The sequence below is a fragment of the Gardnerella sp. DNF01157 genome (assembly GCF_049244225.1).
In the GTDB taxonomy this organism is placed as follows: Bacteria; Actinomycetota; Actinomycetes; order Actinomycetales; family Bifidobacteriaceae; genus Bifidobacterium; species Bifidobacterium leopoldii.
Window position 1 is genome coordinate 1311287 of record NZ_CP058388.1, and the last position, 25018, is coordinate 1336304.

Genomic DNA, 25018 nt, shown 5'->3' on the forward strand with positions numbered 1-25018 from the left:
CGCTTTATCTCGCTTTTACAGAAAACACTCGAGCTACAATTCGCCCCAAAATATTTAGCAACAACACCAACACAATAAGCGTTAAAGCTGCAGCCCACGAGCGCTCCATCGGAATTGACGTTATGCAAGAAGTCGGCGCATTAGCTGGGCAATTCGCAGAAAGTTTGGAATATTCTTGGTAAACGTACACCGGCAAAGTCGTCATTTGCCCGTCAAATAAATTGAGATTCGTTGAAGCAATAAAGCCTGAAGCCATAAGAAGTGGCGCAGTTTCACCAATAACACGCGCAACCGCAAGAATACAGCCAGACACAATTCCCGGAAGAGCAGTGCGCAAAACGATTTTTGTAATTGTGCGCTGCTGAGTAACTCCCAAAGCAAGAGATGCCTCGCGCAAATCGTTAGGCACAATTTTTAGCATTTCTTGAGAAGACTTCACAACTGTTGGAATCATAAGAAGAGAAAGAGCCACAGATCCTTCAAAACCATTGATTGTACCTGGGCCAGCAAGAAAAGCAAACATTGAAAACGCAAACAAGCCAGCAACAATAGACGGAATACCACTCATAACGTCAACAAGCAGATTAATTATGCGCGAAATTTTGTTTCCGCGAGAATACTCAACCAAATAAACAGCACACATTAAACCAATCGGAATTGAAATAACCATAGCTCCTAGCGTTATTTCAAGAGTTCCAATAATCGCGTGCAAAATTCCGCCATAACCGCCAGTTCCAGTAGCATTTCCGCCCACAACGTAAGTCATGTTATGAGTGAGAAAATCAAAATTCAAGCGCTTAATACCATTAATAATGGTTGTTAAAAGCAAAGAAATAAGCGGAATAAGTGCCACAACAAAAGATAAGAAAATCAGCACGCGCATAAGCATGTCTTTACGTTTGCGCGCAGCTATGTGTGAGCGAGTTGGGCGGAATTTGTTGAAGTCAATAACCGGAGCTGCGGAATTTTCTGCGGAATTCTCAACAGAACTTTCGACAGACTTTTCGGCAAAAGTATTCTCGCTAAGCACTTCAATATTATTAATTTGATTCCCCATTTATGCGCCCGCCTTTCCTGTGATTTTGCGAGCAATAAAGTTGACTGCAAAAGAAATAACAAACAAAACTAAGCCGGTTGCAATAAGCGCACTTACGCCAAGTCCGTTTGCTTCCGGATACTGCGCTGCAATATTTGCTGCGATAGTTTGATTTTGAGAAGCCTTGAAAATATTGATACCAAAAGTAAATCCAGGAGACAAAATCATCAAAACTGCCATCGTTTCGCCTAAAGCACGACCCAGCCCAAGCATAGAAGCCGACACAATACCAGACTTTGCAAACGGCAGAACCGCTAATCTAATCATCTCCCACTTTGTAGCGCCAAGCGCAAGCGCACCTTCTTGCTGCAAACGCGGAGCCTGCTGGAAAATATCGCGAGCCATAGAAGTAATAATCGGCAAAATCATCACAGCCAAAACTAATGCAACTGTAGCAGCAGAACGAGAAGGATTAGCCGCCGGACCAGAAAATAACGGAATCCAGCCAAAAAGTTTAGAAACCCAATCCCAGAAAGGATACATAGCTGGAACCAAAACCAATCCGCCCCACAAACCATAGATTACGGATGGAATTGCCGCAAGCAAATCAATTACTCCACTGAAAAGCGGAACAATTTTTTTAGGTGCATAATAAGAAATAAATAGAGCAATACCAATTGCCACAAAAAATGCGAACAGCAGCGCGAGCGCAGACATAAGCACTGTGCCAAAAATAAGCGGAGACACATAGCTTATAAAATCATGTGCCTTACCACCAGTAAAATCAGCAAACACATGACTTACTTGATCGTGATTTCCACTTATTAAAGGCAAAGCACAAAACAGCAGAAATACTGCAACTGCCGTAAGAACAAGCAAAATTAGCATGCCGCAGCCTGCAGCCACGCCTTTAAAAAGACGGTCTGCAAGATGAGTGCCAACATAATTTTTTCTATTGCTCTCAGAAATTTTAGCAGTTTCGTTTGCACTATTCGCGACTGCTTTCGCATTTTTCGTAGAACTCAATCATTCTCCTTTATAACCGATACGTTCATAATATCAGTTTGTAAAGTTTTTATTTTCTTGTTTTAACAGACTTAATCGATGCGTTAATTTTGCTTACCAAATTTTGTGGGAGTGGAGCTGTTCCAGCAGCAGCAGAAGCAGCATTCTGCCCTTCCGCGCTAGTTACGTAGCTCAGCCAAGACTTCACAAATCGAGCAGTTCCTGCATCTTTATAAACCGGGCAAGCAATATCGTAAGAAACTAACACAATTGGATAAGCGCCCTTAGATTGCGTATTGTGATTAATTTTCATAACAACGCGATTAGGATATTTTGCAGAAGCGTCTGCGTCAATTTCAGAATCAGCTAAAGTTTTAGAAGCAGCTTCCGGAGAAATCTCATTGTAAGTATCCCCCACTTTCACTGCAACAGTGCCGAGCTTACCGACCTGTGAAAAATCAGCGTAACCAATCGCACCATTCGCCATGCGAATAGTAGATACAACGCCCGAAGTTCCCTTTGCGCCTTGACCGACGCTATTTGGCCAGTTTTCGCTAAGATCGTGCGACCAATCGTCTGGAGCCGCATCCTTCACATAGCTTAAGAAATTCTGCGTTGTGCCAGACTTATCGGAGCGGTGAACAACAGTAATCGGGGTGTCTGGAAGCTTTAGTTTAGGATTCTGCTTCTTGATATCGTCATCATTCCAGCGCGTAATTTTTCCGTCGAAAATTTTAGCAATCGTCGAAGCGTCCAAATTAATATGCTTGCCAGCATCAGAAACACCTTTAAGGTTGAAAATAATCGCAATTGGTGAAACATACACAGGCACGTCGAAAGCCGTAGTTCCATGAGCACAAACCGACTTAGACTTTTCAACTTCGTCGTTACTCAACGCTTTGTCTGAACCAGCCCAAGCCGTGGCTCCTGTCATAAAAGTGGTAACACCAGCACCAGAACCGGTTGGATTGTAGGCAATTTTTGCACCCGGATTTTTAGATTGGAATCCTGCAATCCACGCTTCCATTGCAACCTGCTGGGAAGAAGCACCCGAGCCTTGGAAATTGCCGGAAATTTTTGCATTCTGCGCTCCGGTTGCGTTGTTGCTGCCCGCTGGACTATTGTCGCCGCAAGCAGCGCAAGTTGCGCACAAGCCGAAAGTGAGCGCCGCAGCAGCAATACTACGGAACTTAAGTGCGCTTTTATTCATATTAAATTTATTCATATTTGACTTATTCATATCGTTACGCATATTCTTCTTTCCTTTCGCGAAGAATTGCCTTGCGCCCCACCACATTTTCGCGTTCCTATAGCCGTATTGCGAATTGGGCGCATTTTCTTAATTAATCCCTATCTTTTTTTATTAACGCAACCATCGTAAACAGGTGGGTAAAACCTCACCGGCAAAAATAAAGTGGGTATCAAAAACGGCGGTATTTGGCGTTATATTTGACGCGACCTAAGCAAAATGAAGGTCGGCGACTACATCGGCGTGTCGAAATGTCACAAATTGCGAATTATATTTACAGTAATTTTTGCAGCAGTGTCCGCGTATTCGGAAATATCGAAAGCGCGGAAAGTTTCGTATTCAGTGTCTGCATTATCACTCATTGCGCGCACAATAAGCGCAGGAACGTCATTACGAGCAGCAACATGCAAGACAGCAGCACCTTCCATTTCAACTGCATCTGCTTTAGTAGCTGCAATTACTTCCGCAACTTTTTCTTGCGAATCAACAAAATATCCGCCGGACGCAATCGTTCCAGCAATATGCGTGATTTTCATGTCAGTTAATACATTGCTAGCTACTTTAAGCAAGTAATCATCCGAATGAAATTCGCTTGCAAACGGCTTCCACTGACCGATTAGACGCATATCAGTATCGAGATATTTTACAGTCTTTCCAAGAACAACATCGTTCGTATGCAAATTTTTATTAAGATTTCCTGCAATTCCAGAAAAAATTACAGCTTGAGGATTGTATGTGTCAATAAGATACTGCACAGTTGCAGCAGCATTTACTAAGCCCATTCCGCCAACCGTAGCTGCAACTTCGATTTTACTGCCATTCGCCGAGTCAAGAGTGCCGCAAGATACATCAAGACTTGCAGACTTATCGTGAGTCACGTTTTCAAGCGCGCTAGCAATATGTGCAACTTCTTCCTCTAAAGCACCGACAACAGCGACTTTCGTAATTTTCTCAGTACTAGGCATTAGCAGAATCATCCTTTTTTACTTCGCTACTTACGCATTTATCGTTATTCTTAACCAAAAACACGCATACTAAAGTCATAATAACAAAAGTCAAAGTCGCAATCTTCAGCAATGCTCCGCACGTAAAATCAAACCAAGGATTCACAACAGGAACATTGAAAAACGCAATAATTTGATCCTGCAAAGCAAGAAAAGCAAAAAATCCAGCTATAAGAAGCACACAAACTAAAGTACCAACAATGCGACGCCATCCGCTAGCAAAAACAATTAAAGCAATTCCAGTTACAAACGGCATAAAAACGCTAAACCACAAAGCAGAAAACGTAACAAGCGTATACCCAGCGCTATGCGTGCCACGATACCATGCAAGAGCCAACAAAAGCACACCGTTGTAAATCAAAGCTAACAATATATAACGCACCACCGGTAATGCTTTACACATAAAACCTTTATTCGCTTTATTAGCTTTATTCAAGTCTTTGTTATACATTTCAACACACTCCCTTGTACGCAAAATATAATGCAAAAATAGGCGGCAAATACAGTAAGGAATATAAGCCAAGTAGAAATTAATTGAGATTATCTTACTACAATCTCTAATCTCTAAGCTCTACGGCGAGTTGCTACAGATTTAGCTAAAATTCTTAGCAAATTGGCAGTATCTTCCCAAGAAATGCAACGATCTGTAATAGACTTGCCGTATTCAAGCTCGCTAAGAGGAGCAGGATCTTGATTGCCACCCTGCAAGAAGCTCTCCATCATAACGCCCTTAATACCCTGCTCGCCATCAGCCAAACGATCTGCAATCTCACGCACAACCTCAATCTGGCGACGCTCATCCTTGCCAGAATTACCATGCGAACAATCCACAACCACGCCGTTAGAAGCCATACAACCAGTGCCCAAGCGCAAACGAATCGAAGCAACAGCAGAAGCAACCGACGCAGCATCATAATTAGGACCTTTACTAGAACCGCGCAAAACCACGTGACAATCAGGGTTGCCAAGAGTCTGCACAGCACAAGCGCGACCAAGATGATCAATACCAAAGAACGTATGATGCTGGCTCGCAGCTAAGCAGCCATTTACAGCCGCAGAAACGGAACCATCCGTAGCATTCTTAAAACCAACCGGCATAGAAAGACCACTAGCAAGCTGACGATGAATCTGAGACTCCGTATTACGCGCACCAATCGCGCCCCAACTCACAACATCCGCAATAAACTGAGGGCTAGTCGGCTCCAAAAATTCAGTAGCAGCAGCCAAACCAGCATCCAACACGCCGAGCAAAGTCTTACGCGCAAGCAACAAACCCTTATGAATATCATGCGTTCCATCAATATCCGGGTCGTTAATCAAACCTTTCCAGCCAAGAGCTGTGCGCGGCTTTTCAAAATACACGCGCATAACAATAAGAAGCTCATCTTCGAGCTCCGAACGCAACTTAGCCAAACGATTCGCATAATCAAGAGCAGCCTTAGGATCATGCACAGAACACGGGCCCACAATAACAAGAAGGCGATCGTCGTCGCCATTCAAACAGCCACGAATCTCATCACGCGACTGCGCAACAATATCCTGCGCATACGACGACAATGGCAACTCGCCAAGCACCTGAGCAGGAGTCGGCAGCGGCTCCAGCTCAAGCACGCGGCGGTTAATAATGCGATCCACACCAACCTGGTCCTCCCAGCGCTGGAACTTCGCAGAGTTAAGAGGGTTGCGCCCCTCCTCAACCTCCTTCTTTACCGCGCGAGAAGTACGCTGCTCAGCTGCAGAAGACATTTGTCACCATCCTATAAAACAAAACGCGCACCGCCGCGCTTGCGCAAAGAGTTAACCTAACTGTGGGGTCGGTGTACGCATCTTGAAATAAAGATGCGTACACCGCCGAGCTTGCGTTGAAAGCACAACCACATTTGATGTGGTCGGTGCTTGCATCTTGAATAAAGATGCAAGCACCGCCGCGCTCACGCGAAAAGCACACTGTGCTTTTCGCAATAGTGAGCGCGGCGCTTTGGAGTAGCTTAAGCGCCCAATGCGCTTAAGCTAAGCCAAAGCGCCCATTGGATCCCACGCCGGCAAAACAATTGCTGGTTCTTCTAGGGCTTTGCGATATTCTTCCGGAAGCAGATTCTTCGGCACTGCAACTTCGTACACATACTCAGTAAACCAGTCGTCACTCATCGTAAAGTAACCCTTATCTGCAATATCAGTGCCCCAAGAGTTCTCTACGCGCCAACGGCGAGTAGTCGTACCATCATCAGCAACATCAACACCAGCAAAAGCCATAGCGTGATTCATCGCAGAATCAGCAAAACGCACACGCGCTTCCTTATCCAAATCAAAATCAACGCCATAAACGCGACCATACTCGAACAAATCAGTAGCCCAAGCGCCATTCTCGCGATCCATCATAGGATGACAATCGGCACCAAACCACACTGGAATGCCCTTCTCAACCAAAATCTTACGCACGCAATCCTTCATAAACTGGTTTGGCACGTTCAAATACTCGGTTGCGTCTCCGCCAGCAACATTACCCAAGTGCTCAATAGCAATCTTCTTGCCCTTAGGATGTTCAGCGCGAGGATCGTCAACCAAGCACACATAATCCTCAAGACCAGCATTCACGTACTTCTTCCAGAACTCAACTGGCGTAATCTCACCATCGCGATGGAACTTGCCGTCGCTATCAGTCCACTCCCAATCGAAGCTCTTAGGTGGCTCACCCAAGTGAATTGTCAAAATCCTGTGACCTGCAGCAGTAGCATCCGCAATAATCTCATCAATTTCAGTGGCATTCGCATACATATGAGCAACAGCAGTATGCAAAAGCGCACGCAACTGCGTATTCATAGCACCAGTATTCTTAGAAGAAGCGGTTTCTGGGAACAAATCCTTAGGAACAGCACCATACTTCTTGTAAACGTTCATAGCCATGGTCCACTGACCGCCATCGCCCATAACGTCATGCAACAAATGCTGAATCAAACGAGAATCTGAAGGCTCACCTGCACGCACCAAAGCCGCAACATCCTTCAAGAAGTAGTTAATTCGCTCAAGCTTGTCATAGTACATTGCGTAGTTCTGAGAAAACTCAAATTCCTTCAATCCAAGGGATTTCTTCGCAATGAAACGAGCCACGTTCAACGAGCTAAACAGCCAGCAACGGCCAGAACGATCCTGATGTGTTGCATCTCCGTTATCAACAATGGTAGAAAAACGACGCTGCAATAAGCGCGCACGATCATAATTACGCGCGACTTTATCAATACCAGCAGCAGTCACACCATTCATAGCTAAACGGTTTAAAGGATTTGCGTCAAAATCCTCACGCAAACCTTGTAATTTTTCATCAGTTAGAGCAGTGATTTCAGTCACAATGCTACCTTTCCTGTTAATTATCAATATTTATTTCAAATATTTATTCAAATACCAGCACATTCTAACGTACGATACTTAAGCCAATCTACAAATTTTATAATATTTTCTTTATTGATTATCTGTGTCTTGGTTTTCTTGAGACTCGTTAGCTTCACTAGCTTCCTCAGATTCAGCCAACGCAGCTTGAACATCTCGCTGAGCCTGCTTCGCATCCGCAGAAGATTGAGCATTCGCCGAATCCTCATTATCGTCAGAAGCTTGCGCAACTTGTTGGTTTTGTTGAGCATCTCCAAAATCAAATCCAGAGAAAGCATTCGCAAACAGCGAGCGCAATTCCGTAACTCGCTGCGTAATAGTTGCCTCACGATGCTGCAATTGGGTTAATCGAGTCGTCATGCCATCAAGCTCTTGTTGTGCTGCAGCTCTACGCTCTTCAACCTGAGCAGTCGCCTCCTGCATAGCTTTGCGCACAATATCAGCAGCCTGACTATCCGCAGCCTGATGCGTTTGCGCTGCATATTCGTCAGCTTCTTGATGAACAGTTTTTGCGCGAGCAACCAAAGCATCTGCTTCTTCCTGAGCTGCACTTTCTTTCTCTTTCAAGCCAGAAAGCAAGGCATTGACTTTCTTTGTAGCTTCCTCCTGTTGAGCAGCAATATCTGCGCGAATCTGCTCAACTTCTGCACTAACTTGGCTTAACGTACGCGTACGTTCAACTTGAGCATCATCTGCAATTTCTTGAGCTTTAGCGGCAGCAGCATCCGTAATTTCGCCAGCTTTGCGCTGTGCGTCAGCCATCATCTTCGAAGCGTGTTCGCGCATATCAGCAAGCTTTTTATTTGCTTCAGCGAGAGCAGATTCAATCTGATCGTTTGTTTCAGCCTTAGCACGCGCAATCTCTTCGTTTGCAGCCGCACGCTGCTCAGCAATTTTTTGAGCAGCTTCCGACTTAAGTTGCGAAATACTGCTTTCTTGTTGCGCGCGCTCTGAAGCCATACGCTTTGTATGTTCTTCTTGAGCGTTTTGTAAAGCTAATTCTGCAGCGTCTTTTTGAGCTTGCACATCTTTAGCAGTAGTATCGCGCAAACGTGCAGAATCTTCTTGCGCAGCTTGCATAAGTTGTGTCGACTTTTGCGTGGCATTGGAAAGCATTGTGTCTGCTTTAGTTTGTGCTTCTTGCATTAAATGTGCAGCATCCAGCTTTGCATTGTTCAGCAAAGTTCCGGCTTGTGCTTGTGCATTCTTTTTAATTGATGCAGCATCTTGCTTAGCGCGCTCAAGCAATTGAGAACTAGTTTGTTCTGCAGATGCCAGCAATTGTTGCGCATTTGCACCTAAAGACGCAAAAGTATTTCCGCTTTTGGCACGTTTTACATTATTTTTTTCTTCTTGCAATTGCGCTTGTAATTGCAAAATTGATTCATCACTTGAACGCACTTGTTCACGCAGACGAGAAATAGTACGCTCATAGTTTGCAAATGCTTCATTTACCTTGTCTTTATCGTACCCACGCAACGCGGTTGGGAATAAATCAGCCACCATAATATTCCTTTCACAAGCCCCCACACAGCTGCACAAAACGCTGTGCTACACCATCAGAATCAACGCTATCACTTACAAGCAAAAAACACTCGTGTGTTGCGCACGTTTTTGCTAAGCTCACACAACTGCACTTACTACCTAGCTCAAATACAGTACTGTTTATATAGCATATGCGCTTATTTGTCGCGAATTACTAAAGCAAGAAGTCTACCTTCATGCGATTTTCCAGCTAAACTAGCACGTCGATGAGAATACCAGAGTGGATTTTCCAAAGTGCACATTGGGTTTTGCAAATTTTGCAAACGTTCTGGCAAAGATTCACCTTCCCCATCTACTTCGCAAATCGTACGCAATTCCTCATCTTCAGATAAATATTGCGTTGCAGCTGTAACTCGCGGCAAAGCGTCAACAATATTCGCAACTCCTGCGAGTGCTAAATCAATGCGAGCAGCTTCAGCAATATCAATACCGATTCCACCGAAACGAGTTTTTGTTACAGTTTGCGGGTAACGTTTTTCAAAATCGCGCGCAATACTCTCACCAACTTCGTAGCAATCTCCACAAATACATGGACCGAGCACTGCTGTTATACGAGAACGCTCAGCTCCCTTTTCGCACATTGCTTCGATAACAGCATCAAGCACTCCAGCCATCAATCCTTTTCGCCCACAATGCGCTGCAGCGATTACTCCAGCTTCGTCGTCCGCAAGTAAAACTGGCAAACAATCTGCAGCAAACATTCCTAATGCAAGCGAGCACGCAGTTGAAACTTGCGCATCTGCTTCAATTCTCAATTGCGAATCCGCAAAACCTGTTGCATCAAAGCCGTAAGAAGTATTCCATGAATCTACTACACTATCTGCGTCAAATACTTCTCTGCTATGAACTTGAGCAACAAGCGACAAGTCAGCTTGCAAAGCTTTTTGTAAAGCTGCGCGATTGCTTGCTACAGCCTCCTCACTATCTCCTGCGCGTCCGCCTAAATTAAGTGAAGCAAATGAGCCTTCAGAAATTCCACCCAATCTAGTAGTAAAAACTGCATGAGTGTGAGTTCCTAAAGCCACCGGAATAGTCACAGGAATTGGCGTACCGTCCTCATCTTCGTGAGGCAACGGCATACCAGTTACGCTTGTTTCTTGCATTTTATTGTTTTCTTTCAGCCTAAATAAGCCAATTCTTCATTGCTTAATTGCAAATCGGAAGCTTTCAAACTATCTAAAATTGTAGCTGGTCTGTGAGCTCCAGGAATTACGAATATGTGATCGCCTTTAGCTAGTTCCCAAGCCAAAACTACTTGCTGATAGCTTACGCCATGATTTTCTGCAACTTTGCGGAATGGATCGAAAAGATGCTCGTCATAAGGATGACGGAATCCACCAAGAGGACTCCAGCAAACAAAAGCAATTCCAAGCTTTTCACAATATTGCAACGTATCTTCATTCTCTAAATGAACTGGAGAATATTGATTTTGCACTGCTACTAGCTTTTCTCCTAAAATATTGCGTGCAATATCGATTTGCTCTACAGAAGCGTTAGAAATACCGATTTCTCGAGCCACACCTTCGTCAAGCAACTGTTGCATTGCTTCAATAGACTCATTGTATGGAACTTCCGGATCTGGCCTGTGGAAGTAAAGCAAGTCAATAGTGTCAACGCCTAAAGCCATTGCAGACTCTTTAGCGTGACGAATCAAATGCTCTGGCTTACCATCCTTACCCCACGTTGGTCGTCCGTCAGTAAAGTTACGGAAGTGACCGACTTTTGTTGCAACTAAAATAGAAGATTTGTCGCCTTTCCAGCTTTCTAAAGCCTCACGAACAAGCTTTTCACCAGTTTGTTCCTCGCTGCCAGAGCAGTAATATGCCCAAGCTGTGTCAATATGCGTACAACCTGCATCAAGAGCTGCGTGAATTGTCTTAATTCCCATATCGTGACCAAGATTATTTTCTATTGTCAATGGCATTTCGCCAAAACCAATAGCGGTTGTATCAAACGAACCTAATGCGCGATGCATGACCATATTTCACCCCTATTTTGTAAGTTTTATATTTTCCGTAAGTATTTATTATTGCATTACGCTACTTTACGCAGTCACAATATTTTACTACTTTTTATATTTTATTTTATTGCACAGATTACATAAAACATTTAAATAGCTATCTAAAAGAAATGCCTCCAAACGCAAACGCAGCTTGAAGGCATTTCTACGAATATTTATTTTTTACTTAGTATCTAGCAATAATTTTGCTTTAATACTATTTGCGCGATTAATCTTCCTCAAATGGATCAAAATCGCGACGCACGCGGCGACGAGGACGCTCTGCGCGCTCTTCACGAGCCGAACGATACTCGTCATAGTGATCGTCATCAGCTGCATAACGCGGCTTTCGATCAGATACGCGACGATTTTCTGAATCTCGACGATTTGAACGATCTTCACGGTCGTCACGGTCTGCACGCTCTTCACGATCGTCGCGATTTTCGTAACGATCGTCACGATCATCGCGCACGCGGCGACGAGGACGCTCATCAAAATCGTTATCACTGTAACGGTCATCACGATCTGCACGACGGTCGTCGCGACGAGTGCTGCGGTCATCATAACGGTTATCGCGATCCGCGTATCGGTCATTTCGATCCATGCGATCTCGATCGTCACGATCATCGCGCATGCGGCGACGAGGACGCTCTGCACGATCCGCACGATCATGATTATCGCGATCGTCACGGCGAGAACGACGGTAATCGCCACGAGAATCACGAGAATCGCGATCGTCGCGAGAACCGCGGGAACGATTTTCACGCACCGCTGGAGCAGAAGATTCTTGATCTTCAAAACCTGGAATAGCCAAAGAAATCTTGCCACGCTCATCTACGCTTTGTACGATAACTTCAACATTATCGCCTTCCTTCAGCACATCTTCAACAGTGTCAATGCGCTCACCATTTGCTAAATTGCGAATCTGTGAAATGTGAAGCAAACCGTCAGTTCCAGGAGTCAAATTCACAAAAGCTCCAAAACTTGTGGTCTTAACAACCTTGCCTGTAAAAGTTTCACCAGCTTTTGGCACGCGAGGATTTGCAATAGAATCGATGATTCCCTTAGCTTTCTCAGCAGCTTCGCCGCCTTCAGAAGAAATGTAAACAGTACCGTCATCTTCAATAGCGATTTCAGCACCAGTTTCTTCCTGAATTTGGTTAATCATCTTGCCCTTAGGTCCGATTACTTCACCAATCTTGTCTACAGGAATTGTGGTTGTAATAATGCGTGGAGCAAATGGGCTCATCTCAGCTGGGCAATCAATGCACTCGTTAATAACTTCAAGAATCGTTGTACGAGCTTCATGTGCCTGCTGCAAAGCGGCAGCCAAAATATCAGCTGGAATACCGTCAAGCTTCGTATCGAGCTGCAAAGCAGTGATGAATTCGGAAGTACCAGCAACCTTGAAGTCCATATCACCAAATGCATCTTCTGCACCAAGAATATCAGTCAAAGTCTTAAAGATATGCTTTCCATCAACATCGCCAGAAACTAAGCCCATAGCAATACCAGCAACTGGAGCTTTCAAAGGCACGCCAGCAGCAAGCAAAGAAAGCGTAGAAGCGCAAACGGAACCCATAGAAGTAGAACCGTTAGAACCAATAGCTTCAGACACCTGACGAATAGCGTATGGGAACTCTTCGCGTCCAGGCAATACTGGAACCAAAGCCTTCTCAGCTAAAGCACCGTGACCAATTTCACGACGCTTTGGAGAACCAACGCGACCAGTTTCACCAGTGGAGTATGGAGGCATTTCGTAGTTGTGCATATAACGCTTAGTCTGTGGACCAGAAAGCGCATCAACCTGCTGCTCCATCTTAAGCATATTCAAAGTAGTCACACCCAAAATCTGGGTTTCACCACGCTGGAAGAGTGCAGAACCGTGTACGCGAGGCACAACATCAACTTCTGCAGAAAGCGTACGAATATCGCGCAAACCACGACCATCAATACGATAATCTTCAGTCAAAATACGACGGCGAACAATTTGACGCTGCAATTCTTTAAACGCATTGCCGAGTTCCTTTTCCTTTTCGGCTTCGTCCATATCAGTGAATTCTTCAGCGATTGCAGCACGCACGCCTTCTTTAATTTCAGCGATACGATCTTGACGAGGAAGCTTTTCAGCAATAGAAAGAGCTTCATTTAAATCAGCATGAGCAATCTCGTCAATACGAGCATAAAGTTCGTCAGTATATTCTGGGAAGAGTTGGAATTCCTTAGTTTCCTTAGCTGCAATACGCTTCAACTCATTTTGAGCATCGCAAATAACCTTAATAAATGGCTTTGCAGCTTCCAAACCTCCGGCTACAACTTGCTCATCTGGCTTGGTTTGACCATCATTGTAAATCAAATTCCAAGCATTCTTACCAGCACCAGCTTCAATCATTGCAATAGCAACATCGCCATTTTCAATCACACGACCAGCCACAACAATTTCAAATACTGCACGCTCGCGCTCACTCCAACGTGGGAAAGCAACCCACTGGCCATCAATCAAAGCCAAACGAACGCCGGAAACTGGACCCTCAAATGGCAAGCCAGAAATCATAGTAGATGCAGACGCCGCATTCAAAGCAATAACATCGTAAGCATCATCTGGATTAATTGCCAAAATTGTTTCAACAACTTGCACTTCGTTACGTAAAGTGTGTGGGAACAATGGACGCAACGGGCGATCAATAATACGGCATGCCAACGTTGCTTCGTTAGAAGGACGACCTTCACGGCGGAAGAACGAACCTGGAATCTTTCCAGCAGCATACATTTTTTCTTCCACATCAACAGTCAATGGGAAGAAGTCGTAATTTTCCTTCGGGCTAGATCCTGCAGTCGTCGTCGACAAAATCATGGAATCGTCATCCAAATATGCGGCAACAGCACCATCTGCTTGCTGAGCAAGTCGACCAGTTTCAAAGCGTAGCGTACGCTTACCAAATGAACCATTATCAATAACGGCTTCTACAGCCTTAATTTCGGGACCCTCCACGGGTTCCTCCTTTTCTTAACTTACCTAATCAACCAACATGCGTAATAACATTGACGACTTCGCATTATTACCTATATGCGAATATTTGCACTCTTTGCAACACTTGCGTTACGTCAATATTTCGTAGTGTTTTTTGTTTCGGTTACTTCAATCATCCGTATTAAGTTATGCTTCAATTTTCAATTATGTGTTGAATTATTTGTTAATTCTTTTTAGTTATAAATTACTTTTTAGTTATAAATTTTAAATATTGCCCACTACACTTTCCCCAAATATTGCGCATGAGTGAACAATTTATGTATTTAATAATTAAGCAAAACGTATAAATAATACAAAAGCCCGAGCTTAAGCCCGGGCAATAAGACTATCGACGCAAGCCGAGTCGTTCAATCAAAGAACGATAACGGTTGATATCAACACGCTTCAAGTAATCGAGAAGACGACGACGATCACCAACCATAAGCAACAAACCACGACGAGAATGATGATCGTGCTTGTGCTCCTTCAAGTGCTCAGTAAGGTCAGCAATGCGCTTGCTAAGCAAAGCGACCTGCACTTCTGGGGAACCCGTGTCACCCTCGTGCGTCGCGTATTCGTTGATAATGTTCTTCTTATCTTCAGCCGTTAATGCCACGGCGTCCTCCTTAATATCACTGCGCGGTGCCACAACCTTCTGCTGTAGCGCTCTCAATCCGCGGGCGTTACACGCCAAATATTTATTGTACAACCACTTGCAAACAACTCATTTTCGCAAAATCTAAATATTACATTGCTGTCAAAAAACCACCAAAAATAACCGCTAATATTGCCAAAACCTCAATCGCATAAAACATTATGAACGACGCCCAACTACGCGTAAGAACATTCAAAGCCGAGGTTTTAGGAACAATGACAAGCAAACCAACAAAAATGACAGCAAATACAGCTACTCCAATACCTGCAGAAATAATGCCAAGATTTGCCGCATTCGCTAAACCTGAAGCGTGACCATAAACCACATACGTCGAATACCAAAAGCTCATGTTTAGCATGCATAATCCGGCAATAAGTTGTTCTAAAGCCAGAAAAACAGCAAACATTATCCGCCAAATCCAACGATGAGTGTCAATTAACGCCATAGCAAGACTTGTAAAAGCAGACACTGTGATTACCCACGAAATAAAAACAACACCTTGCGAAGATAATCCAGAGCAATGCGAAATAACCCACGAAGTATGACGAGCTGCCATAGTGCGACCAATCCAATACGGAATAACAATAGCAACAAGCAGAACGCCAAAATAAATCCACCAATTCTTTGGATTAGAATGCTTACGAGAAAAATCAGCAATCGATAAGTCTGTTTCCGGCAAACCAATGTTTAAATATTCGTCAGGAATTTTGCTTTTCGAATCATCATTCTTTTTCGGAACTTCATTGGCATTGATTACGCGAGCAGAACGTTTTCTAGGCCTTAGCGGAGCAAAACTTTGTGGATGTTCACCATCATGCTCATCATTTAACTTCATGCGTTACTTCTCCTGCCAATCTTTAATCGCCAAGCAATTTCTCAAGTTTTAACCATGCAACATTACATTACTAATTATTATTGTATGTTATAACGCAATTAACTGATAGCGTGTGCACAAAAAGTGTCAACCGTTTATGGCGACTGCTAGGCTCAAAATAACAGTTGTTTCGCTTGATTTTTAATTAACAAGCGTCACTAAATACGCAAAATTTATGACAGGACATTATGGGATTTATTCATTTTATTGTTAACCTACTCAAGGATCCACGCTCAGCTATTGCAAGTTGGATTGCAATGGGCACAGCTCCAGCATTAGGCCTTATTTTTCTCATTGTTTTTATTGAAACAGGCGTAGTATTCTTCCCATTCCTCCCAGGAGATTCACTTCTTTTTGCAGCAGGCTTTTTTGCAGCTCCTGACGCTCAAACAGGTCATAGCGCGCTTCCACTTCCACTATTACTTGCCGTAGTGTGGCTAGCCCCAATTATTGGCGATCAGTGCAATTACTTTATTGGTCATTTCTTCGGACGAAAGATTGTAGAATCTGGGAAAGTAAAAGCGCTCACTCCAGAACGAGTTGCAAAAACCGAAAAAATGATTGATAAATGGGGTCCGCTGGCAGTATTCTTGGGTAGATTCTTCCCATTCATACGCACTTTTATGCCGTTTATTTCCGGAATTTCTGGAATGCGTTGGATACGCTTCACACCATTTTCTGTACTAGGCGGTCTCATTTGGTCGTCGCTTTTCACATTTCTTGGATATTTCTTCGGCAAGATTGATTTTGTACAGAAGAATTTTGAATTAGTAATTGTTGCAATTTTGCTTATTTCGCTTGTGCCAACTTTTATTGGTTTATACAAAGCACACAAAGCAAAGAAAACAGCAAAACTTAATAAAGAAAACAAATAAACTAGTATTTTAACTTACGACACTCAAGCACGCTGCACTACAAGAAATGTTGTTTTTATACAAGCTTTGTAGTACAGTGTGCAGAGTTGTCGTAAGATGATTTGTCTTAGACATTGGGGCTATAGCTCAGTTGGTAGAGCGCTTCGTTCGCATCGAAGAGGTCGTGGTTTCGATTACCATTAGCTCCACTAAGCCCACTGCATTCATTCCACCGCAGTGGGCTTTTTATTTTCTTGCACAATGCCTATCAAATCTATCGAAACTATCAAAACCATTAAAACTATTAAAACAGCTTACTTACGTTAATTTTCTTTTTAAAAATAATGCTAATTCCTAATACAGCACAAAGAATTGCTATAATTCCAGCACAAATATAAGCCACAATTCCTATATAATTTACCGAGTTTCGTTTAAAGGAATCAGCATTTTCAAAAGATTTTTCCGATTTTTTCACTTGCGAACGAGCTATCCAATCATCGTTATCGGAGCTATTGTCGGAGCCATCATCTGAACCATCATCAGAACTATCAGTGTCTTTACTCTCGCTATTTTTAGATTTTTTATCTGCTTCAGATTTTTTTACAAGCTTATTTGCAATAGAAACAATTTTTACATTTTTATATTGCAAAATTGTTATATTTCCCGCATAATCTGCAGCTTTTACTAATACGTCATGAGTAAAACCGTCTGGTTTTAGTTTTGTAGATAAAACTGATTTATTCACATCTTTACCGTTCCAAATGCGATTTGTTTTACCATCAACATCGATTGTTACATATTGCAATGCTATGTTATCTTTTGCACTAATACGTAAAGTTTTTCCTTCTTTATTAGTGCGATAAGTAGAATTATTTTGCATATCAAACACTGTTGCGATTGGAGCAAGATTATCTACTGTAAATTGCACGGAAGCTGGTGCAAATTGCAACATTCCTTCTTTTTTGCTAACTGCACTTTCGCTACAAGAATGATTTCCTACTTTGTCTACTGACATAACACGTACACGATAATGAGCATTATCGGCAAAATTCCGTTTGAAAATAGTGTAAGTCAATCGTTGCCAGCCATGATCTATGCGACTGTTTACAGAAAAATCCTGTTTTGACAAAATCTTCTCTACACCGTCTCGCATAACACTAATTTTTGCAGGACTTGCCAATCCGCTAGGATTGAGTTCTTCAATATGAATATCTTTAGCATTTTGCAATTGTTTACGATTCATTGCTTTAGTGGAACTATCTATACTAAATGATGAACCGCTTCTATTTATAGAAAATTGCAACTTACCAGAAATAACATGATCTACTAAATCTTTAGCACTCCACTGAAGTTGATACACGTCATCGTCTTGAGTTCCATTATAAAAACCTGCGTATTGCACACTTACGCTTTGCGAATCAGCTTTTTTAGGCACAAAAGAATGATGCAATTCCTTAGCATATCGCATTCTTCTCAGCGAATACGTTACGCTTTCAGGTTTTAACCAACGATCTTTTATAACTAATGTTGGAACTACAGCATGAGAATATGCTCCGCCTTGTTGCACTCCAGTAATAGAAACAGTTGGCGCAAGCGTATCAATAATGAATTTATTACTGATAGAAGAACTCACATTACCTGATAGATCTTCAACACAATAGCGAACATCCCAAGAAGCATCCCCCGAAAAAGAAACATCAGCATACCACATATTTGTATGCACGCCATCGTTTTTAAAGCTTTTAGCTGTAAGTACCATAACCTGTTTACCATCAGCAAAAACTTTCGCAATAGGATAAGAATCATGAAGCAAATACGAGAAAACGAACGAATCATCCTGTATTAATATTCTTGAAGCTCGATTATTACGAAAATATTTGCCTTCATACGATGCGTTGTTATCATAGCTAACACTCAAGCGAGGAGCAATTTTATCAATAACAATATATCGTGAACGCTTGCTATAAGAGTTATCTTTTGTTAAATCTGAGGCATTCAAAACTGAATCAGGAATGCTTAATATTGGCTTACGAGAGCACAATTTGTTGCCAGAAAGTCTATTTTCATTAGAAATATAGTTAGTTTGCTTTGAAACATGAGGATTAGAGTCAACTCCTCCCCATATGCGTTTAGGATGCATTGTTACAGCAGCAAGTCTTATAGAGATATCTTGCAAATCATATATTCCTTCTTTTTGCAATTCAACTCTTACTATTCCTAATACTCGAGGTCGGATCTTATAACGAATATTAACTAGCGACGACACCGCCTCAATCTTAGCTAAATCAGCTTTGGCACTCACTATTTGATATCTTCCAACGCTAACAGTAGCTTTATGCGCGTTCCTAATTTCCGAAGCGTCCAATCCATCAAAAGTTATAAGTAGCGAAGCAGAACGTTTAGTAAACATGTACTCGCCTTGAGTGCGAACAGTTTTCTGTTTTGTCATAACAGAAACATTTGCTATATGCAATCCTTTGGCTGCGTTATAGCTGTTTTTCGCATACGCAATAGAATTAAGTGGCAATAATGCAGCAACTATAGCAACACTAATAAATGCAATAATCCCAATATAGACACCAATGCGAGCGCAACCGCATTTAAGTCGCTTGAAAAAACACATATCCCCCAAATTTCTTTGTTTACACATTTATTCCCCCCTTTTTTATTATTTCTTTTATTTCTTTTGCAAAAAAGCTAGATTAATTTCGTCTTGAACTTTTTTGACACTGTCGATTGCGTTTTTCTTTCTACTTACAGCTTCATCATTTGACACATGCGCTTGTTTAAGAAGATATTCTGCCTTTTCGCACATTTGCTGAATTTCTTGTTTACTGGATCCACTTTCTAGGAACATTGGCAACCACGAATGAATTGATTGCAAAACTAGTTCTCCAGTATCCACGAATAAGACGTCTCCGTGATCTTTCTCAACAATTTGCATTAACTGCTGTAATTGATTCACATAATTTTTATATCTTTCTACGCTTGCACAATCTTTAGAAACATCAACAAGTTGCGCATAAGCGTCAGAAATAGCGATGTACGCGCTTAACATTTTTTGATTTGAAACAGTATGCGATATGTCATCAGAATTAGTTTCTACAGTTTGCGAAGACGTTTCATTCGCATCCTTCTCATATTTTTGAGCCTCTTGGAACCATACTTTTGCTACTCGCATACGAGATAATCGTTCTGTTTGCGAAACTTTTCCAGAAAATCCTGCAAAATAGTACCAATACGCTTTACCTATTTCTATAGAAATATTCAACCAATCTTTATTTACAGGACGCAAGTTTTGCTCGTATTTATTAATCAAACCAACAAAACATTGCTCTTCGTTGGCACTCCATTGCTGATCTGCAAGTTGAATTTGCAATAAAATTTGGAGAGGTTTAAATGACATTTTGCTTATATATTTCTTATTGCGCATGCTATTTTGCACTTGCATTGCATGAGAAATATAGCGACACGCAATATCCGAATTGCTTTCACGCTCAGCTAATTGCATGTAAGAATCGTAACTTTTATTATTTTTGCGTATTGCTTCAATTCTTTTACTACTTGGCTCACCATTAAAAGATTGCTTATTTCGATTTACAAAAGCATTCCCCACAAATAAACCTAAGCAGTTGAATAAAATTACTATAAAAACTAGCACTATAACAATTAATGCCGTAATTGCATAGCGCTTTTTTCTAGACTTAGAACTATTTTTGCATTGTTTACGTCGCAATACATTCGTAGAGGTGTCGCATTGTTGTGAATGTTTTTCTGTATGCTCACACGCTTCCAGTGCAGAAAACATTTCTTCGCAATCTTTATATCTATGAGATGGTTTAGTAGCTGTAGCTATTGCGAGCACAGACACCAATTGTTCTACTACTTCACGATTCTCATGAGGCAATAGTACAGCAGATTGCACGTCTGTTTTAGACACTTCAGCTGGCAATAATGCGTAACGCAATGTCATTCCAATCGAATACACATCGCTTGAAGTAGTTGCTGCAGAGTTTTCATTCAAAATTTCAGGAGCAGTAAAAATATTAGTAGCAAATCGAGCGTCGCACTGGTCTATTGTGCGTAAATCAAGCACTCCCCCGTTTGCATATAATTGCGTTGCAGCACCAAAATCAATCAAACGGACTGTGCCATCTTCTGAAATCATAACCTGAGAAGGCTTAAGATCACCGTATATAATTGGCGGATAATGCGAATGTAAATAAGAAAGTATTGAGCAAAGTTGCATACCTAAATCAAGAACAATTTCAACATTTTGCAATCCAGATTCTTCTACAATAGATTTTAAAGAACGCCCCTTTACATAATCGCGAACAGCATAAGCTCTACCATTTTCTTCAAAAAAATCAACAATTCGCGGAATAGCTGGATGATCGCATTCCTTTAAAACATTCGCTTCAGCGCGTAAGGATTGAATAATATGCTGTTGATACTCTTCGTCTCCTTGCAGAAGCGTTTCTTTAACAGCCCATTGCTTGTGCAAAACGGTGTCAACAGCAAGAAAGACTGTTGAAGTGCCACCACGCCCCAGCTCACCAAGCAGCTGATAGCGTCCGCCTACACAAACCATCGTTACGCCTCCGCAATATTGAAAACTACAACTACTCATCAAATATTTCAGTTAATTTTTTGAGTAATTGAATTACAGTTGCGACTACTGTACCGATAAATTTATGCGTAAAAAAGCTTTTTATAGCATTGTGGATAAAAGCTTATAAACCTACAAAACTCACGTTTTGTAGAAGAAGTAGAAGAATATATCAGTCGATATTAGCACCCAAAGCTAAAAGTTTGCCTCTAAAATCTGCATATCCTCGATCAATTAGCGAAATTCCGCGCACATTCGACGGACCTTGAGCAGTAAGAGCTGCAATCAAATGGCTAAAGCCTCCGCGCAAATCAGGTACGTCAATATCTTGACCTGTCAACGGAGTAGGTCCGAAAATAACTGCAGAATGCTTGTAATTGCGCTGCTGGAACCTGCAAGGAAGCGAACCTAAGCATTCACGATAAAGCTGAATCATAGCTCCCATTTGCACAAGTGGCTTCGTGAAGCCAAAACGATTTTCATAAACAGTTTCATGCACAATACTCAAGCCCTTCGCTTGAGTAAGCGCAACAACAAGAGGCTGCTGCCAATCAGTCATAAAACCAGGATGTACATCGGTTTCAATAGCAACAGGATGCAAATCCCCACCCGGATGCCAAAAACGAATTCCTTTATCTGTAACATCAAACTGTCCGCCAACTTTACGGAACACGTTTAAGAAAGTCATCATTTCTGGCTGAGTTGCGCCCTTAATAAACACATCTCCGTGTGTTGCAAGAGCAGCAGAAGCCCAAGAAGCTGCTTCAATGCGATCAGTTAATGACGTATGAGTGTATCCTTGAAGCTCTTTTACTCCTTCAATACGGAAAGTACGGTCAACGTCTACAGAAATAATCGCACCCATCTTTTGCAAAACGGCTACCAAATCCATGATTTCTGGCTCAATTGCAGCTCCGGAAAGCTCTGTACGACCTTCTGCAAGAACCGCTGCAAGCAAAGTCTGCTCGGTTGCACCGACAGAAGGATAAGGCAAATGAATTTTAGTGCCATGTAAGCCATTAGGTGCAGTAATATGTATACCATCCTCATGATCTTTATCTACATTTGCACCAAGTTTACGCAACGTCTCAAGATGAAAATCAATTGGACGACCACCAATATTGCATCCTCCAAGCGCAGGAATAAACGCTTCTCCAAGACGATGAAGAAGAGGACCAGAAAAAAGAATTGGAATACGAGACGAACCAGAAAGAGTGTCGACGTCAGCTACATCTGCGAGCTGCACTTTTGTGGCATCAATTGTCACAATGCCTTCAGGCCCATTAACCTCAACGTCAACACCATGCAAACGCAACAGATCAGAAACTACATGAACATCGCGAATTTCAGGAACGTTTTTTAGAACAGACTTACCTGGTGCCAACAAAGCTGCAACCATAGCTTTGCTAACAAAGTTTTTTGCGCCACGCACTTTAATAGTGCCATTAAGCGGCTTACCACCTTCTACATGCAACACATCTGCAGCGTCAATGCCACTATTGTTGTTCTGTTCAGCCGTATTGTGTGCGGACACATTTACCTCTTTCGTTCGCGCTAAAACACTATTCACTATAATACCGGCATATTTGCCAACGCGCTCATGCAATCTATTAAAACTGATTAAATTAGCGCGTAGATCGTTGACGCCATCGACGAATCAATCTAGTAAGCAATGATGGTTTACGCAATAAATCTACTTCTGGCAATTCATGCTCAGACTCAGCTGTAAGAGCATAAGTATAGGCTTTTTTGGAAGAAGGTTTGCCAACAAGATTCCCAAATTCAAGCATTTGCGTACGCGGTTCAAACGGATGACGAATATCAAATTCGAGCAAGCGCACGCCTCTTTTAGCAGGTTCAGGACCGTAAGATCCAAAACCACATGTAGGAGTAGCAACAAATAGCATATTACTCTCGGGATCTTTAGCTGCGAAAGAATTGCGGTGATCGTGACCGGCAATTAGCGCAAAAGCTCCGGCATCAAGCAAAGCAGCATATTCGCCACTATCGACGTCAGGGCAGCTAATTCCTTCACCTAAATACCCATCTGGCAGAACATGTTTTTCGTCAAGAGCATAATAGCGGCCAGCAAAAGTACGATACCCCTCGATAGCATGTTCGCGCGCAGCAAGTTCTTGCGGAACTTCGCGAAGAACACGATAATATTGCGGCAATGGAAAATGCTGAAAAACGCAAATATGCTCAGGCAAATAAGAAGAAAGACCAGAAATAAACTCGATAGTTTTTTTAGAAGGGCTACCATAGCCGCCTGATTTAGCATAATCTCCAGAATCAACTAAAACTATTGAAAAAACAACCTTTTCATGCTTTTCATCCATAACAGGCAAGGCAAAAGTACCAGGCTCGCATGTAAAAATAATCTGCTTTGGCAACACACATTTTGTCGATTGCATAGCACTTGCAGAAGATGTACTAGAAGCACTACGATTCATGCAACATGGAAAATCTTGATATATCTTATCAAGCTCTTCATTATTTAGACCGCACTGGAAATCATGATTACCATAAGTAACAACCCATGGAATACTGCGATCTTCTAGTGGCTTCATTAACTTAGCAACGAATTCGTGCACTTTATCAACCAATTGCTTCTTATCAGAAGACGAAATATTGGAAGATTCCTGCCAGCGTCTACGCTGAAAAGTTTTTGCAAATACTTTTTCATAACCTGCAATCTGGTTTCCGCTAAAAACTACAAGATCTGGTCGCACAGCATCGCAAGCAGAAGCAATAAGTCGAATGGTGTCTTGTGAAATACGTAACCCATCTTGAACATCTGCACACTGAAGCACTCGGAATTTACCAGAAAGATGGAACTGCAAACGTCCTAAACGCGCCGAAACAGATAAAGGAAGTGCCGCAGATGCATTAGCTTCGGATTGTGCAGAATCAGTCATACTTTAAGCATACGGCAGATATGCCGCGACTCACTCAATTTTGTTCGCAAGTTTACATAAATTATTTACATTCAAAAATACTAAATTAAGCAAATACTGATAAGAAATAACCCAAAAGCGATAAAAACGTGCAATTTCAGTAAAATAGTTACAAATTCACAGACAATTCACAGGTAATCGCATTACTGCACTCAGCATAAGGTGGTTATTATATATACATCAAAAGGAAATAAACTACAAGCAAGTAGTTGAATTTGACTTTAATAACTTAAACCTCTCTTCTTCTCTTCTTTCTCTAACCCCGGTCACGCACCGGGGTTTTTGATTTTAAGGCTGCATAAGAAGCGTGCGGCAAGCGTAGTAAACGGGAGTAAACGGCAAAAACTGAGCATGTATGTAAAGAAACTGCCGTTTCCACACCAAAAACAACCAAAACTTTACAGTGATGTAAATAAACTGCCGTTTTATCACCTTAATCCGACCAAAACTTTACAGCCGCGTAAAGAAAAGGTCGCATGCTGAGGCAAATCGCAGAAATACAGATAGATAACAAAAAAGCCCTCGTTCTACGAGAGCTATTCGCTGGGGTACCTGGACTCGAACCAAGAATGGATGAACCAGAATCACCTGTGTTGCCAATTACACCATACCCCAATTGGCAGGCTTCGCGGCTCTTGGGACCGTTCCGTCTTCGTACCCCCGACCGGATTTGAACCGGTGTTGGCGCCGTGAGAGGGCGTAGTCCTAGACCGCTAGACGACGGGGGCTTTCATTTATCAGCTACGCCTCTTGACGCAACAAATAGCGACTTTACAACATAACAACTCAATACGCAACCGCGGCGTGTCGAAAATATATTAAACGAAACATAAAACA

At 42.2% G+C, this 25018-nt stretch carries 18 protein-coding genes and 3 tRNA genes; 2 read left to right on the forward strand and 19 right to left on the reverse strand.

Annotated features, from left to right (window positions below):
* Positions 1–4: 4 nt before the first annotated feature.
* The 13 genes from pstA to HXT38_RS05140 form a co-directional block, all read right to left on the reverse strand.
* Entirely contained in the window at positions 5–1057 is a 1053-nt protein-coding gene (gene pstA / locus HXT38_RS05080; protein WP_004574111.1) for a phosphate ABC transporter permease PstA, read from the reverse strand.
* Positions 1058–2005 (reverse strand): phosphate ABC transporter permease subunit PstC, encoded by a 948-nt coding sequence (gene pstC, locus HXT38_RS05085; RefSeq protein WP_032835357.1) that lies wholly within the window; start codon positions 2003–2005, stop codon positions 1058–1060.
* A gap of 106 nt (positions 2006–2111) precedes the next feature.
* Positions 2112–3338 (reverse strand): phosphate ABC transporter substrate-binding protein PstS, encoded by a 1227-nt coding sequence (gene pstS, locus HXT38_RS05090; protein ID WP_112928872.1) that lies wholly within the window; start codon positions 3336–3338, stop codon positions 2112–2114.
* 206 nt (positions 3339–3544) lie between these two features.
* Positions 3545–4255 carry a 5'-methylthioadenosine/S-adenosylhomocysteine nucleosidase gene (gene mtnN, locus HXT38_RS05095; RefSeq protein WP_004105593.1) on the reverse strand — a complete coding sequence of 237 codons (711 nt, stop codon included), beginning with the start codon at positions 4253–4255 and terminating at the stop codon, positions 3545–3547.
* Positions 4248–4745 carry a hypothetical protein gene (locus HXT38_RS05100; protein ID WP_004105595.1) on the reverse strand — a complete coding sequence of 166 codons (498 nt, stop codon included), beginning with the start codon at positions 4743–4745 and terminating at the stop codon, positions 4248–4250. The genes mtnN and HXT38_RS05100 overlap by 8 nt, the downstream gene beginning before the upstream one ends.
* A gap of 113 nt (positions 4746–4858) precedes the next feature.
* Positions 4859–6040: a 3-deoxy-7-phosphoheptulonate synthase gene (locus HXT38_RS05105; RefSeq protein WP_421791756.1), complete on the reverse strand. Its 1182-nt coding sequence runs from the start codon at positions 6038–6040 to the stop codon at positions 4859–4861.
* Between the two features lie 264 nt (positions 6041–6304).
* Entirely contained in the window at positions 6305–7639 is a 1335-nt protein-coding gene (locus tag HXT38_RS05110) for a C1 family peptidase (protein WP_004105599.1), read from the reverse strand.
* A gap of 111 nt (positions 7640–7750) precedes the next feature.
* On the reverse strand, positions 7751–9184 hold the full coding sequence (locus tag HXT38_RS05115) for a hypothetical protein (protein ID WP_004574116.1): 1434 nt from the start codon (positions 9182–9184) through the stop codon (positions 7751–7753).
* A gap of 176 nt (positions 9185–9360) precedes the next feature.
* Positions 9361–10326: a polyphenol oxidase family protein gene (locus HXT38_RS05120; protein ID WP_004105603.1), complete on the reverse strand. Its 966-nt coding sequence runs from the start codon at positions 10324–10326 to the stop codon at positions 9361–9363.
* 14 nt (positions 10327–10340) lie between these two features.
* Positions 10341–11204 carry an aldo/keto reductase gene (locus tag HXT38_RS05125; protein WP_004105605.1) on the reverse strand — a complete coding sequence of 288 codons (864 nt, stop codon included), beginning with the start codon at positions 11202–11204 and terminating at the stop codon, positions 10341–10343.
* A gap of 247 nt (positions 11205–11451) precedes the next feature.
* Positions 11452–14214, reverse strand: a complete 2763-nt coding sequence (locus tag HXT38_RS05130; RefSeq protein WP_004105607.1) for a polyribonucleotide nucleotidyltransferase — start codon at positions 14212–14214, stop codon at positions 11452–11454.
* A gap of 364 nt (positions 14215–14578) precedes the next feature.
* Positions 14579–14848 (reverse strand): 30S ribosomal protein S15, encoded by a 270-nt coding sequence (gene rpsO / locus HXT38_RS05135; RefSeq protein WP_004109774.1) that lies wholly within the window; start codon positions 14846–14848, stop codon positions 14579–14581.
* Positions 14849–14978: 130 nt separating this feature from the next.
* Complete coding sequence (locus HXT38_RS05140) at positions 14979–15722, reverse strand: teichoic acid transporter (protein ID WP_112928870.1); 744 nt, start codon at positions 15720–15722, stop codon at positions 14979–14981.
* 227 nt (positions 15723–15949) lie between these two features.
* On the opposite strand from HXT38_RS05140, the gene HXT38_RS05145 reads away from it, so the two are divergent.
* A complete protein-coding gene (locus HXT38_RS05145; protein WP_004105614.1) occupies positions 15950–16636 on the forward strand; it encodes a DedA family protein in 687 nt (228 codons plus the stop codon).
* Positions 16637–16751: 115 nt separating this feature from the next.
* Positions 16752–16824 (forward strand) — tRNA-Ala (locus HXT38_RS05150).
* A 95-nt stretch (positions 16825–16919) separates the two neighbouring features.
* Here the strand turns inward: HXT38_RS05150 and HXT38_RS05155 are convergent.
* From HXT38_RS05155 to HXT38_RS05180, 6 genes are all read right to left on the reverse strand, one after another.
* Entirely contained in the window at positions 16920–19265 is a 2346-nt protein-coding gene (locus tag HXT38_RS05155; protein WP_117008595.1) for a hypothetical protein, read from the reverse strand.
* 27 nt (positions 19266–19292) lie between these two features.
* Complete coding sequence (locus HXT38_RS05160; protein ID WP_117008596.1) at positions 19293–21206, reverse strand: serine/threonine protein kinase; 1914 nt, start codon at positions 21204–21206, stop codon at positions 19293–19295.
* Positions 21207–21396: 190 nt separating this feature from the next.
* Positions 21397–22758: a UDP-N-acetylglucosamine 1-carboxyvinyltransferase gene (gene murA / locus HXT38_RS05165; protein ID WP_004109784.1), complete on the reverse strand. Its 1362-nt coding sequence runs from the start codon at positions 22756–22758 to the stop codon at positions 21397–21399.
* 91 nt (positions 22759–22849) lie between these two features.
* Positions 22850–24142 carry a metallophosphoesterase gene (locus HXT38_RS05170; RefSeq protein ID WP_004105623.1) on the reverse strand — a complete coding sequence of 431 codons (1293 nt, stop codon included), beginning with the start codon at positions 24140–24142 and terminating at the stop codon, positions 22850–22852.
* Positions 24143–24724: 582 nt separating this feature from the next.
* Positions 24725–24796, reverse strand: a tRNA-Gln gene (locus tag HXT38_RS05175).
* A 40-nt stretch (positions 24797–24836) separates the two neighbouring features.
* A tRNA-Glu gene (locus HXT38_RS05180) sits at positions 24837–24909 on the reverse strand.
* Positions 24910–25018: the final 109 nt, after the last annotated feature.